Annotated in this window: 13 protein-coding genes; 7 read left to right on the top strand and 6 right to left on the bottom strand. The window is 43.6% G+C overall.

Annotated features, from left to right (window positions below; all coding sequences use genetic code 11):
• Positions 1 to 10: 10 nt before the first annotated feature.
• The 3 genes from ABD943_RS11605 to ABD943_RS11615 form a co-directional block, all read right to left on the bottom strand.
• A complete protein-coding gene (locus tag ABD943_RS11605; RefSeq protein WP_345293347.1) occupies positions 11 to 517 on the bottom strand; it encodes a GspH/FimT family pseudopilin in 507 nt (168 codons plus the stop codon).
• A gap of 108 nt (positions 518 to 625) precedes the next feature.
• A complete protein-coding gene (locus tag ABD943_RS11610; protein WP_345293348.1) occupies positions 626 to 1,942 on the bottom strand; it encodes a sigma-54-dependent transcriptional regulator in 1,317 nt (438 codons plus the stop codon).
• Positions 1,943 to 1,954: 12 nt separating this feature from the next.
• On the bottom strand, positions 1,955 to 3,544 hold the full coding sequence (locus ABD943_RS11615) for a sensor histidine kinase (RefSeq protein WP_345293349.1): 1,590 nt from the start codon (positions 3,542 to 3,544) through the stop codon (positions 1,955 to 1,957).
• A gap of 136 nt (positions 3,545 to 3,680) precedes the next feature.
• Between ABD943_RS11615 and ABD943_RS11620 the strand changes: the two genes are divergently transcribed.
• Both ABD943_RS11620 and ABD943_RS11625 read left to right on the top strand, forming a co-directional pair.
• The gene (locus tag ABD943_RS11620) at positions 3,681 to 5,297 is read left to right on the top strand and encodes an NAD+ synthase (RefSeq protein WP_345293350.1); all 1,617 of its coding nucleotides are present in this window, start codon (positions 3,681 to 3,683) and stop codon (positions 5,295 to 5,297) included.
• A gap of 20 nt (positions 5,298 to 5,317) precedes the next feature.
• A complete protein-coding gene (locus ABD943_RS11625) occupies positions 5,318 to 5,656 on the top strand; it encodes a P-II family nitrogen regulator (RefSeq protein ID WP_345293351.1) in 339 nt (112 codons plus the stop codon).
• Positions 5,657 to 5,743: 87 nt separating this feature from the next.
• Here the strand turns inward: ABD943_RS11625 and ABD943_RS11630 are convergent, their stop codons facing one another.
• A complete protein-coding gene (locus ABD943_RS11630; protein WP_345293352.1) occupies positions 5,744 to 6,511 on the bottom strand; it encodes an outer membrane protein assembly factor BamD in 768 nt (255 codons plus the stop codon).
• 92 nt (positions 6,512 to 6,603) lie between these two features.
• On the opposite strand from ABD943_RS11630, the gene rluD reads away from it, so the two are divergent.
• The 4 genes from rluD to clpB all read left to right on the top strand — a co-directional run bounded on the left by rluD (position 6,604) and on the right by clpB (position 11,798).
• Positions 6,604 to 7,581 carry a 23S rRNA pseudouridine(1911/1915/1917) synthase RluD gene (gene rluD / locus ABD943_RS11635; RefSeq protein ID WP_345293353.1) on the top strand — a complete coding sequence of 326 codons (978 nt, stop codon included), beginning with the start codon at positions 6,604 to 6,606 and terminating at the stop codon, positions 7,579 to 7,581.
• Positions 7,582 to 7,583: 2 nt separating this feature from the next.
• The gene (gene pgeF / locus ABD943_RS11640; RefSeq protein WP_345293354.1) at positions 7,584 to 8,324 is read left to right on the top strand and encodes a peptidoglycan editing factor PgeF; all 741 of its coding nucleotides are present in this window, start codon (positions 7,584 to 7,586) and stop codon (positions 8,322 to 8,324) included.
• Between the two features lie 43 nt (positions 8,325 to 8,367).
• Positions 8,368 to 9,102: a lysophospholipid acyltransferase family protein gene (locus ABD943_RS11645; protein WP_345293355.1), complete on the top strand. Its 735-nt coding sequence runs from the start codon at positions 8,368 to 8,370 to the stop codon at positions 9,100 to 9,102.
• Between the two features lie 116 nt (positions 9,103 to 9,218).
• The gene (gene clpB, locus ABD943_RS11650) at positions 9,219 to 11,798 is read left to right on the top strand and encodes an ATP-dependent chaperone ClpB (protein ID WP_345293387.1); all 2,580 of its coding nucleotides are present in this window, start codon (positions 9,219 to 9,221) and stop codon (positions 11,796 to 11,798) included.
• Positions 11,799 to 11,838: 40 nt separating this feature from the next.
• Here the strand turns inward: clpB and ABD943_RS11655 are convergent, their stop codons facing one another.
• Positions 11,839 to 12,309 (bottom strand): DUF4124 domain-containing protein, encoded by a 471-nt coding sequence (locus ABD943_RS11655; RefSeq protein WP_345293356.1) that lies wholly within the window; start codon positions 12,307 to 12,309, stop codon positions 11,839 to 11,841.
• Positions 12,310 to 12,335: 26 nt separating this feature from the next.
• Positions 12,336 to 12,626, bottom strand: a complete 291-nt coding sequence (locus ABD943_RS11660) for a DUF3579 domain-containing protein (RefSeq protein ID WP_345293357.1) — start codon at positions 12,624 to 12,626, stop codon at positions 12,336 to 12,338.
• 91 nt (positions 12,627 to 12,717) lie between these two features.
• Here ABD943_RS11660 and pssA point away from each other — a divergent pair, with 91 nt between their 5' ends.
• Entirely contained in the window at positions 12,718 to 13,545 is an 828-nt protein-coding gene (pssA, locus tag ABD943_RS11665) for a CDP-diacylglycerol--serine O-phosphatidyltransferase (RefSeq protein WP_345293358.1), read from the top strand.
• The last annotated feature ends 381 nt before the right edge of the window (positions 13,546 to 13,926 follow it).

A 13,926-nucleotide genomic window follows, 5' to 3' on the forward strand; every position in this document is an offset into this window, starting at 1 on the left:
GTGTCATGAATTAATTATTTGAAGAGCACCTGTCGAGGAGTTTTCTGGTGTCACTTTTTATGGTTGTTCGTCCAGACTTGCTGACGACAACGGCACGATGAAGTTTGTCGTTAGACTCATGGCATAGATACAAGGTGCCATTTTGATGGTGTGTAAAGCCGGTTGGTGCAAAGGTCAACGCTTTTTTGTTCTGAAAGGCAGACCAAGTAACGGATGCATAGTTTCCGGACAGCTTTGATCTGTAGATGAGAGCTTTGCTGTCTTTGGCTAACACGCTCAGTGTAGACCAGTTTCGATTACAGGAACTATCTTCAATTTGACCACAAATGACTAGATACGTTTTGTCGGTGATGGCTTTGCTTCGCGTGGTACTGATGAGTGTTTTGACGGTAAGCACGTCAGTACTAACCTTGTTTTTTTCAATCATATCACTCAATGATGGTGTTGCTACTGCAGTTACGATGCTCAAAATAGCAAGTGATACTAAGAGCTCGGGCAGGGTAAATCCTTTTACCATGATACTTCCAAGTAAGCTGTTTGAGCACACACTCTAGTAAACACCAAGGACTTTGTCTTTAGGAGTTTACGCCTTCACTCTGTAGGAGATTTCTGACTTTAGAGGGGATTATTGTATTCCGAGTTTTTTCATTTTATAGCGGATGGTCCTAAAGCTAATTTGTAAGTGCTTTGCCGCTTCAGTACGGTTCCAACGTGTGTACTCGAGTGCCTTTTCAATTTCACGGCGCTCGATAGCTTCAAGAAACTGATCGAGAGGCTGGTTGCCTCTATCAAGCTCGTCCAAACTATCGCCTGACTCATCAGGACTAGTATCCATGAGAATTAAGTCTTCGGGTTCTATTTTTTCACCTGACGAGAGAGTGCAGGCTTTAAGTAAAGCGTTTTCCATTTCTCGATAGTTAAAGTTAAAGTCATGCTCTAGTAATTTTTTTAAAGTGGCGGGGCTGAGTGATTTATTGCTTCGAAAGTCCTCTAGGTAAGAGTTAGCAATGGCCTCTAAGTCATTTTTACGCTCTCTAAGTGGCGGTATGGTTAGATTGATAACATTGATTCTAAAGTAAAGGTCTTCCCGTAACTGCCCCTGTTTAACGAGTTTACATAAATCTGTTTCAGTACATACGATGAGTCTAATGTCGAGCATGGCGGGTTCAGCGTCATCACCTAGTGAGTAACTTTTGTCCTCTATAGATTGCAATAAACGTTTTTGTAAAGGCAGGGTCAAGAGGTGTAGGTTGCTGATAACAAGTGTTCCTTCGTCGGCACGACTTAGGAAGCTTTGACAGGATTGATCGTTATGAAATAAAAGTTTTTCAAGCGTGGACGCGTCGTGTGCTTCTAAGTCTAAAAAAACGAGGGCGTTATTCGCTCGAGAACTTTGCTGATGAATGACTTTAGCTAGACCTTCTTTCTCGGTGCCAGGCTCACCAATAATTACCACGGGAGCTTGTGAGCCTTTTACTTTGGCGATATTTTTTCTCAAGCTTGTAGCATAGGTGTCGTCACCTGCAAAGACTTTGTAGATAGCTTCCTTCTTAGGCTCCTCTTGTTGAGCGCTAAATTTGAAAGCGTGCTTTAGCAGTTGTCTTAAGTGGTTGAGGTCTATCGGTTTCGATAAGAAGTCAAATGCACCAAGCTTCATCGCTTCAATGGCTTTTTCTGTCGTGCTGTACGCTGTGATTACCGCTATCGGCATATGTGGGTAGTGCTTTTTTGTGTAGCGAACGAGATCCAATCCATTGCCATCTGGAAGCTTTAAGTCCGTTAAGCAGAAATTAAAAGACTGCTCTTCCATGGCTGACTTTGCTTCCGAGATATTCTTGCAACTAACAACGTCTAGCTTCATCTGAACTAAAGTCATTGTTAGCAAATGACGAATATCTGCTTCGTCATCAATGATTATCACTTTGGGCTGCGACTCACTCATTCGACGTCCTTGTTACTGGTAACTATCAAAGCTGATTCGAAAACAAGCGCCACCAAAAGCCACTGGAATACAGTCGAGATGTGCTTGGTTTGCTTCGCAAAGTTCTTTCGAGATATATAAGCCTAAGCCTGTGCCGTCATGGGAGGTGGTATAAAAAGGCTCGAAAATTTTATCTTTTTGTTCGAGGCTAATGCCTGTTCCTTCGTCGATTACATCTAAAAAGAGGTCGCCACTGATGGGGTCTTGCCCTGCTGTAACGTGCAAGCGATATTCTTTGGTGTTGATGTGGCTATATTTTAGTCCATTATCGAAAAGGTTCGACAGCACCTGCTTTAGCTGTCCCTGGTCAAATACAACCATTAGGTCTTCATTGATGTCATCTAGCGTGATAGTTGCATCGATTTTTAATCCCTGATTGTATTCTTTAACAAAGTGAGTAATAAAGCGACTCAGTACGATGGCCTCTCGATTGGGGGCTTTACTTTTGGACACCCTTTGCACATTTTCTATAATTTCGTTAATTCGTTTTGATTGACGCTGAATAATGCGCACCAGTTCTATATCTTCTTCAGTTTTATACTCTTTCTCCGCAAGGAGGGCAGAGGCTTGACTGACGGCGCTAAGAGGGTTTTTAACTTCGTGAGCAATGTTAGCTGTTAGTTGGCCAAGGGATGCCAGCTTTAACTGATGAGCCCGCTTCAGGACCTCGGCATAGTTATCTAAAGTGATCAGTACTTTTTCACCTTCAACTAGAGAAATAAAGCGAGGCAGCAATTGCGGCCCTGTTGTTGTTGCTTTGAAGGCTAAGCCTTCTTCTGACTTGATATTTCCGGTAACCTTATCTTTCTCGTGGGCAAGTTTATCAAATTGATACCAAAGATCATCGGCTATCTGTTTCAGAGGCTTCCCGACCGGATTCTCAGGTAAGCCGAGGCCGTACCAAGCTGTTTGGTTAATGTGTTGCACGATACCTTCTTGATTCACCACCACAACACCTCGGTTCATTTTATCAATGATCTGGCTGTTCAGTTGATGCATTTTGTAAATCGACTCGCTTTTCTCCAGCGTTTCCACTTCATAGTCAGTCATACGGCGAGCTAAAATGTTGGCGAGAACAGTAACCGCTAATATGCCTGCTATCTGGAGACTTAAGTCGGAAAAATCGGCTATTGAAATCGAGTCTTCACGAAAATGGCGGATTAAAACAATGGCACCACACGCGAAAATACCGTAAAGCAAGCCACCTCTATGGCGAGTCAGAAACAAGCCAACGATAGACACAAGTGCCATCATCACGATATATACGGCTGTATTTTGATTGCCGGAATAGGCCAGCAGGGCTATAAACAGAATATCTATTAACGGCTGGCTGAGTGCTTGAATTTTAAACTGATGTTCAACGAATGCTAAGAATAACAAAAGGTTAGCAACAATAAGGTAGCTGATAGCTACAGAGGTGTAGGTATCTACATCGTGCAGTTCCTGTTGAGCTTTGAAAATAAAGGGTAGCAGTAATAGTAGCAATGATAAGGCTAACCTTACTACTGAATAGTATCTAAGGAATTGCCAACCAAACTCAATTTTTTTATTGTTATTTAACACTCAATATCCTTAATGTCATATTGTCATAGTACAGATTAAGTCTTGTGAAGTTTCTTTTCAAGTTTCTAGCTTTAAGACTTTGAAAAACGACGTAATTATTGGACAATAGGCAAATCATTTCGAGTAGAGACAGTCAATGCGTATCGCTCTTGCGCAAAATAACTACATTGTTGGTGATGTTCAGTATAACTTGAACCTGATCAAGAACTCAGTACAAAAAGCCGAAGAAGCTGGTGCTGACATTGTTGTGTTTTCAGAACTGGCCCTATCAGGTTACCCACCCGAGGATCTCTTGTTGAGACCGGACTTGTTCGGGCTGATCGAGGGGGCGCTTTCTGATTTGCAACAATTAAACTCCAACGTCGCCATGGTTATTGGGCATCCGCGTCAGGAGGGCGGTAAAACCTACAACTCGGCTAGCCTGATTCATAAAGGTGCTTTATTGCTGTGTTATGACAAGCAGTTGTTACCCAACTATTCTGTTTTTGACGAGAAGCGCTACTTTACACCAGCTAACGATTGCCCTGTGGTTAACTTTAAAGGCGTTAACGTGAGCATTCTTATTTGTGAAGACCTTTGGTTCACTGAGCCTGCGCAAGTCGCGAAGCTAGCTGGGGCCGAGCTCATCTTAAGTCCTAATGCTTCACCATATTACTATGGAAAGGCACCGGTTCGGGGGGAAGAAATGTCCCGTCGTGCTAGGGAAAACTCCATTCCTGTGATTTATGTCAATCAGGTTGGTGGGCAGGATGAATTGATTTTTGATGGTTGCTCGAGTGCTTATGACTCCAGTGGAGACTGTGTTTTTACAGCTGCTGAAATGTCGGAAGACTTTGCGTGTGTTGACTTTGATAAAGCCACCAACCATTTAAGCGCGCTTCAACCCAGCTCCAAGCAGTGGGATGATGAAGAAGAAATTTGGCAGGCGCTGGTTCTTGGTGTGAAAGATTATGTTGGTAAAAACGGGTTTCCGGGGGCTTTACTTGGCTTGTCAGGGGGCATTGACTCTGCGGTAACCCTAGCGGTCGCGGTAGATGCCTTAGGCAAAGAAAAGGTCAATGCGGTAATGATGCCGTTTAAATACACCTCAAGCATGAGCATCGAAGACGCTAAAGAAGAAGCTGAGGCTCTTGGCATTGACTTCGATATCATCTCTATCGAGCCGATTTATGACGCTTTTATTCAACAAATGTCAGGTCAGCTCGAAGGCACGGAGCTGGATACTACGGAGCAAAACATTCAAGCACGATGCCGCGGTACTATTTTAATGGGATTATCCAATAAATTTGGACGCCTTGTTTTAACCACGGGTAATAAGTCTGAAGTGGCGGTAGGCTACTGTACCTTATATGGCGATATGGCTGGCGGCTTTGATGTGCTCAAAGATGTTTCAAAGACCATGGTCTATAAGCTGGCTAAATACAGGAACACCATTTCTCAGGTGATCCCCGAGCGGGTGATTACACGTCCGCCTTCTGCTGAGCTGGCTCCCGATCAAAAAGATGAGGATAATTTACCGCCCTATGACATTTTAGACGGCATTCTTGAGGCGTATGTAGAGCACGATAGTAGTATTTCTGATATTGTTGCGCTAGGTTATGACGAAGATGTGGTGAGGCGAGTGATTCGCTTGGTGGATATCAATGAGCATAAGCGCCGGCAGGCACCGCCTGGTATTCGCATTAGCGCTAGAGCCTTCGGGCGCGATAGACGTTACCCAATCACTTCAGGGTTTGGCCGACAGTTTAAGTAAGAGTTTCAGAGGAAACAGTGATGAAAAAGATTGAAGCGATTATCAAGCCATTCAAGTTGGATGATATTCGAGAGTCGTTAACGGATTTAGGCATTAATGGTATGACGGTTACAGAGGTCAAGGGTTTTGGTCGACAAAAGGGTCATACTGAGCTTTATCGTGGTGCTGAGTATATGGTCGACTTTCTGCCGAAAGCTAAAGTTGAAGTGGTGGTCGATGATGACTTGGTCGACAAATGCGTTGAAACCATTATTGAGGTCGCTCGGACAGGCAAAATTGGTGACGGAAAGATTTTCGTGACAAATGTTGAGCGAGCCGTGCGTATTCGTACGGGGGAAGAGAGTAGCGAGGCTATTTAGAGTTAACCACAGGTAGCTTCAGAGCAGTTCTGTAAGCATTAAAAAAGCGGTCAATTGACCGCTTTTTTTTTGTCCAACTAAAGAGCGTTACAGATCCGCAAAATCGTAATTAGGGTAATTCAACAGCAATATTTTGCGGTACTGTTGTGCCAATTCTGGTAGCTCTAATACGTTATAAGCTTTAATCAGCATATCTAGTGCATAGGGGACAGCTGGAGTTTGTGGAAAGTTTTCAACGATGTACTTTGCTCTGTTAGCAGCGGCAATGTAAGTATCCCTTTCCATGTAGTATTGAGCAATATGAAGTTGGTTTTCAGCAAGCAGGTTGCGAATTTGAATCATTCGCTTGCGTGCGTCAGGGGCATACTTACTTTCCGGGTAAACTTCGACTAAAGCTTTAAAGTTATCAAAAGCGGCTTCGAGGTTTGTGGTATCGCGCGTTTCTATGTCTGCTTGGAACGTTTCTTTAAAGAAACCAACTTCAGATTCAAAATGCATAACACCTTTCATGTAATAGACGTAATCAGCATTTTCGTGTTGTGGGTGCTGGCGCAAAAAACGATCCGCTAGCGCTTGTCCCGCTTCATAATCTGCTTTTCTAAAATAAGCATAAAGTAAGTCCATCTTAGCCTGCTCAGAGATGCTGCCAAAAGGGTAGCGCGTATCAATCTCTTCAAGCATTTCGATTGCTCGCGTGTAATTTCCGGCACTCAATGAACTTTTGGCACGGTCAAACAGCTGCTGAGCTGTCATTACTTCGAGCTTGGTTTCCTCTTCTTCTACTTCTGGGGTCGTGGAACATCCAGCAAGCAACAAAGCGATACTGGCTAATAGTGCTAAAACGATTTTTTGCATATTAATTCTTTCTGTTTATAGTAAGCCTGATACAATGTGAGTCATTCTAACTGACAGCATGTCATACGCCAATCTTTTTACGCGAATTTACAATGACTACCCAATCTATTGAACTAAGACATACATTTGACGAAAAAGTTTACGGAAAACGCTTAGATTTAGCACTTTCTGAAACTTTTGAGGATTATTCGCGCTCCCGAATCCAGGACTGGGTAAAGCAGGGCTATGTAAAAGTGAATGATGAAGTCATCACTTCCAACAAGCACAAAATGGCGGGGTTTGAATTAGTCGAAGTTAATGCGGAAATTGAAGTGGCTGGTGAGTGGAAAGCTCAGGCTATCGCGCTTAATATCGTTTATGAGGATGATGACCTATTAGTGGTTAACAAGCCTGCGGGCTTAGTGGTACATCCTGGCGCTGGTAATCAAGAGGGGACGATGGTGAATGCTTTGTTACACCATGTTCCTGAACTCCAGAATTTACCAAGAGCCGGTATTATTCACCGCTTAGACAAAGAAACAACGGGTCTTTTGGTGGTTGCCAAAACCATTGCTGCGCACACCAGCTTGGTCGAGCAGCTACAAAAACGCGCCTTTACTCGTGAATACGACGCGTTGGTTAACCGAGTCATGGTTTCAGGTAGTTCTATTGATGTGCCGATCGGTCGCCACCCAACAAAGCGTACAGCTATGGCTGTTATTCCTGACGGACGGAGAGCGATAACGCACTATCGTGTTGCTGAGAAGTTTCTCGACCATACCCATCTAAAACTACGCCTTGAAACAGGTCGAACTCACCAAATTCGTGTTCACATGAGTTATTTAAAGTTCCCGATCATTGGTGATCCTTTGTACAGTGGTCGCTACCGAGTGCCCACTAAAATTACTCCTGAGTTAAAGGAAAAGTTATCTAAGTTTAAGCGCCAAGCCCTCCACGCGAGTCTTCTAGGGCTCAAGCATCCGGCTACTGGCGAATATATTGAGTGGCGCGCTCCAATGCCATCGGATATGCAAGAACTTCGTGAAGCTTTGGTAGAAAACCGTGAGCGTTTTGCTAGTCAAGAAGATTAGACATGACGTTAAAGCTCGTATCTCCTAACTGGTCAGCTCCAAGCAACGTAAAGGCTTTTTGCACAACGCGTCATGGAGGCACCAGTCAAGCACCATGGGATAGCCTAAATCTTGCTATTCATGTCGGGGATGAGCTAAAGCATGTGCAAGCCAATCGCAAGGTATTCTCTGACGTGGCAGGAGTCCATAACCTTCATTGGTTAAATCAGACTCACAGTACCATTTTGTTAGAGCACGGCTCGAATGAAACGCATGGCGATGCTTGCTTTACTTCCGCACCCAACCAAGCTTGCGTTGTAATGACGGCAGACTGCCTACCCATTATATTGTGTGCAGAAGACGGTGGGTGGGTCTCAGCAGTTCATGCTGGTTGGAGGGGCTTGTTAGATGGTATCGTGTCAAAGGCTGTGAAAACCTACACAGGTTCATCGCGACTAATGGCATGGATTGGCCCGGCAATCAGCCAAAATTATTTTGAAGTTGGGCAAGAGGTACGTCAGCGATTTGTTGAGAAAAGCGTTGACTTTAGTGATTACTTTGAGGCCAATAGCGATCAGCGATGGATGTGTGATTTAGCCGGAATCGCAGACAGAGAAATGTCGGTGTTGGGTGTTAATGTGTTTAAAAGCGACCTCTGTACCTATCATCATAACGATGACTTTTATTCTCACCGCCGAGCAACCCACGAGCAGGGTAAAAGCGCTACGACTGGCAGGATGGCGACAGTGGTTTGGATTCAATAGTTTAACAATAATGGACATTCGAGAGCATCTTTAGAGTATTCCCATGACTGATTGGTTTTTCGACAATTTGAGCGTTGTAATTTGGCTTGTAGTTATTGTGCTTGTTGTGAAGGCTGCTTATTACCTAAAAGTTAAATCCAACAAATACAATCATGTCGACTGGGGATCAAAAACACTCAATTTTATAGATGGTTTATGTCGTGGATACTGCGTTAAGTTTCACCGACTTAAACTTGAAAAATTTGATCTGCCAAAGTCTGATGGCGCCATTCTAATTTCAAATCACGTTTCCGGTGTCGATCCTTTATTGTTGATAGCCGCCTGCGATCGCCCAATACGTTTTATGATTGCAAAAGAAGAGTATGAACGCTTTGGACTCAACTGGCTATTCAAAGGGGCTGGCTGCATTCCTGTCGATCGTACGGGTAGAGCTGATATCGCATTTCGTCAGGCAAAACGAGCGCTGGATAATGGGGATACTGTTGCGTTATTCCCTCATGGAAAAATTCATCTTGACGAGGTGAAGCCTTATAAAGTCAAAGCAGGGATTAAGCGCTTGGCTGAACTGACAAAAAAGACGATTGTTGTAGCGCGCATTACAGGCGTTCGTGGGCAAGGCAGTGTATTTAAGCCTTTGTTTCTCAGATCTCACACGCAAGTCATACGTTTTCCTAATATCCCCTACCAATTTTTTAGCTCCGCTGAATCCCTGCAAGAACTCGGTGAGCTTTTACTCGGACACCGAGAAAAATTGACCGCTTTGCCTAAACTTGATTAATTGTTGCACTTGAAAATCTAAAATAAACCCACATTTTGTAAGACAACAACTGATGTTTTTTTATGGCGCATATCAGTTTCTAATTGATATAAACCATTGAGGTCTTACAAATGAGAATGGATAAATTTACCAGTAAATTTCAATCGGCCTTAGCTGATGCACAGTCATTGGCTGTGGGTCGCGATCACCAATACATTGAACCCTTACACCTAATGTTGGCAATGCTCCAACAACAGGGAAATAGTGTTTCGGCAATTTTAAGCCAAATCGGTGCAGCCCCTTCTGTCTTAGCACAAGCTGTCGAAGCTGAAATCGACAAGTTACCTACTGTTTCTGGCAATGCGGGAGAGGTCCACCTATCACCAGATTTAGGCAAGGTGCTGAACATTTGTGACAAGATTGCACAGCAGCGTCAAGATCAATACATAGCCTCAGAGCTCTTCTTGCTGGCTGCCTTAGAAACCAAGTCAGGTTTGAGCAAACTACTAAATCATCAAGGTATTACCAAGCAGTTGGTTGAGGAGGCGATTACCAAGATTCGCGGTGGACAGGGCGTGAATGATCCCAATGCTGAGGAAAACCGACAAGCGTTAGAAAAGTACACCATTGATTTAACGGCTCAAGCAGAAAGCGGCAAGCTCGATCCGGTGATAGGTCGCGATGATGAAATCCGACGTTGTATTCAAGTATTACAACGCCGTAGCAAGAATAACCCTGTGTTAATAGGCGCCCCCGGTGTCGGCAAAACCGCTATCGCTGAGGGTTTGGCGCAGCGTATTATTAATGGTGAAGTGCCTGAAGGCTTGAAGGATAAACGAGTGTTATCGCTCGACCTCGGATCTTTAGTTGCTGGTGCAAAGTTTCGCGGGGAGTTTGAAGAGCGCTTAAAAGCTCTTCTCAGTGACCTATCGAAACAGGAAGGCAAAATTATTCTGTTCATTGATGAGCTACACACCATGGTCGGCGCCGGTAAAACGGACGGTGCTATGGATGCCAGTAACATGCTTAAGCCTGCTCTGGCACGTGGAGAGCTGCATTGTGTTGGTGCGACAACGCTTGATGAATATCGTCAATACATAGAAAAGGATGCAGCCTTAGAGCGTCGCTTCCAAAAGGTCTTGGTGGACGAACCGAGTACAGAAGACACCATTGCCATTTTGCGTGGTTTAAAAGAGCGCTATGAAGTCCACCATGGTGTCGAAATTACTGACCCTGCGATTGTGGCCGCAACGTCTTTGTCGCAGCGATATATTACTGACCGACAATTGCCTGATAAAGCGATTGATTTGATTGATGAAGCGGCGAGTCGTATTCGTATGGAAATTGATTCTAAGCCTGAGGCTATGGATCGCTTAGAGCGACGCTTGATTCAGTTAAAAATTCAACGTGAAGCCTTGAAGAAAGAAACCGATGATAGCTCTGTGAAGCGCTTAAGTGATCTGGAAGGACAAATTGATCTTCTGGAAAAAGAGTATGCTGAGCTGGATGAAATCTGGAGTTCTGAAAAAGCATCTGTTCATGGGGCTCAAAATATAAAAGCTGAGCTGGATAAGGCGCGAGTTGAACTTGAAGCCGCTCAACGAGCCGGAGACCTGACAAAAATGTCAGAGCTTCAGTATGGCAAAATTCCTGAGTTGGAAGCTAAACTGGCGAAAGTTTCTGAGCAAGATACTGAAGAAATGCAGCTTTTGAGAAATAAAGTGACTGACGTAGAGATTGCAGAAGTGGTGTCTAAATGGACCGGAATTCCTGTCGCTAAAATGCTAGAAGGGGAGCGTGAGAAACTCCTAAAGATGGAAGATGCGCTTCACAAGCAGGTCATTGGACAAAATGAAGCCGTTTCAGCGGTATCGAACGCTATTCGTCGCTCGCGTGCTGGTTTATCAGACCCGAATCGTCCGAATGGTTCTTTCCTTTTTCTTGGGCCGACAGGTGTGGGTAAGACTGAACTGTGTAAAACCCTAGCGAAGTTCTTATTTGATACAGAGGACGCGATGGTCAGGATAGATATGTCGGAGTTTATGGAAAAGCATGCTGTCGCGCGTTTGATTGGCGCTCCTCCGGGATATGTGGGATACGAGCAAGGGGGCTATTTAACGGAAGCCGTTCGACGCAAACCTTATTCCGTTATTTTGTTCGATGAGGTGGAAAAAGCTCACCCTGATGTTTTTAACATCTTACTTCAAGTGCTTGAGGATGGACGCTTAACCGATAGTCAGGGACGCACCGTCGATTTCAAGAATACTGTTATTGTGATGACCTCCAATATGGGCTCTGATCTGATTCAGCAGCACAGTGGTGAGACAGTTGATGAGAAGAAAAGCTATGACGAAATGAAGACTATGTTAATGGATGTGATTGGTAATCACTTTAGACCTGAATTTATTAATCGTATCGATGAAATCGTAGTGTTCCATCCGCTAGCTAAAGAGCAAATCAAAGCAATCGCTGCAATTCAGGTTGATAGACTGTTGCAGCGGTTAAAAGATAATGGCTTTGAGGTGACCGTCACGGATGCGTTGTTGGAAACGTTAGCTGAAGCTGGTTTTGATCCTGTGTTTGGGGCGAGGCCTTTAAAGCGAGCTATTCAGCACCGTTTAGAAGACCCACTATCAAAGGCAATACTGTCAGGTGAGATTCAACCAAATACAGAAATAGCGCTAGATATAGAGGGCGATGAATTAACCATATGCTGATCAAGGCCTACAAAAAAGCCCTCGCGATGAGGGCTTTTGCTTATTTGCAGTATTTTGCAATATTGTCTTTTGCGACATTAAGTCGTTTTATCCTATCTTCACCAGCCAACATTGTTTCTTTACCATCAATAATAGCAATCACATTCTGGCTTTGTTCTAGGCTTTTTGCGTTAGTTTTTGCTATCTTACAGTTTTGCTCTCGGATCTTTTCATTTTGCTGCTCAACTTGGTCTATCTTGGCCTGTTGCTCAGCAATGTTGGCTTCTCTTTCTGCAAAGTTACTTGACTCAGGGGTATCTGACTCCAGATCCTGAGAAATACTGTCTGAAGAGTTTGAACTCTGACGTTGGTAGATAGTTTCAAAGTCAGTACCGCGCGGAGGTTTGTTTTGCGTGTACTTGATATTACCTTGACTATCTTTCCATTTGTAGATTGGCTTATCCGCTAAAGCTGCGAAGCTTACCGATAAGGCCAGTAACGTTGTGATAATAAGTGATTTTTTAGCAATCATAATGGTTCTCTTGTAAAAAGTGAGAATTATGCTGGAGTTATACTTTCTTCTTTTACCACTAATTTATTGGTTTTGGCAAATTCCAGCAGTTCTTTAAACATATTAGGGTGCTGTATTGATAACTGGTTAGACATAATAACGGATTTTACGCCTTCATAAACGCCTGGCCTCAATAGGGGAGAGTATATAATGCGGCGGTTTCGAAAAGTGCATAAGTTGCCGCACATCCTTTCTGCCCAGTCGCTGGGGCGAAACTTCTTACCACTCTCGGTAATTCCTAAAATAATCGTTCGAGGTTCTGTTTGTTCATCACTCATATAATTTTACTGAAATGATTTTCACTATTGCTAGTTATGATAAGATGTAATGCATTGATTATAACGCGTTTTTAATAGGTAATACCATTCTATGAAAGTGAAGAAGCCATTAGCGAACCGTCGAGGCATATATTTGCTACCTAACCTGCTTACGACAGCAGGCTTATTTGCAGGGTTTTATGCCGTGGTGGCATCCATGCAAGGCCATTTTGAAAACGCGGCTATAGCCATATTTATCGCCATGATTATGGACGGGCTTGATGGACGAATGGCACGAATGACCAATACTCAGAGTGATTTCGGCGCTGAATATGACTCCATGGCTGACATGGTGTCATTCGGTATTGCTCCCTCTTTGGTCGTTTACAACTGGGCTTTGACCGATATTGGAAAGTTTGGTTGGTTAGCAGCATTTGTCTATGTCATTGGTGCCGCTTTAAGACTAGCACGCTTTAATACACAAGTGGGTACAGCGGATAAGCGTTACTTCCAAGGGTTAGCCAGTCCGTCTGCTGCTGCCGTCTTAGCGGGGTTAGTATGGCTGGGCGTTGAATACCAATGGGATCCAAAGCCCTGGGGTGTCTATATTGGTATTTTAACTCTAATTTCTGGTCTTCTAATGGTCAGTAATTTTCGTTATTCAAGCTTCAAGGAAGTTGACTGGAAAGGAAAGATCCCCTTTATTGGCGTGTTAATCATAGTGCTTATCTTTATTTTCATTGCCATGGATCCCCCATCGGTATTATTTGGTGGTTTTGCCTTATACGCGCTTTCGGGACCGGTAATGACGTTGTGGCGTATGAAAGACATTAAAGAAGAGCGTCGTTTACGTAAAAAAGCAGAGCCTATAGATACTGCTGAGAACGATGTTGAACCTTCTGACTATATTGAAGAAGAAGAAGGCGATAAGAAGTCATAGCATGAAAGCTCTATCCGCTCATCATTATGAGCGGATAAGCATAGTTAATCCAAGCGGTTCAAATAATCTAATTAATACAGCCAATTCTGCTTAATTTTCACTCAAATTGGCGCTATACTAGTCAGTTCCTCTTCCCTTTTTTTAAGCTTTGAAATTAATTTAAAAAAAGATTCAAAAAGGGGTTGCGGGGTTTGATTTAGTGTCTATAATGCGCATCACTTTCGAGGCAAACGAAACATTAGAACGGCCTTGAAGGAGCTCAGGAGGAGCGGTTTTTAAGACGGTTTAAAAAGTTTTAAAAAATGTGTTGACAGGAAGTTGAGGCGCTTTATAATGCGCGCCGCTTTGAACGAAAAGTTCAGGCAAGCCGCTCAGGGAGTT

The sequence above is a fragment of the Kangiella marina genome (assembly GCF_039541235.1).
Classification (GTDB): domain Bacteria; phylum Pseudomonadota; class Gammaproteobacteria; order Enterobacterales; family Kangiellaceae; genus Kangiella; species Kangiella marina.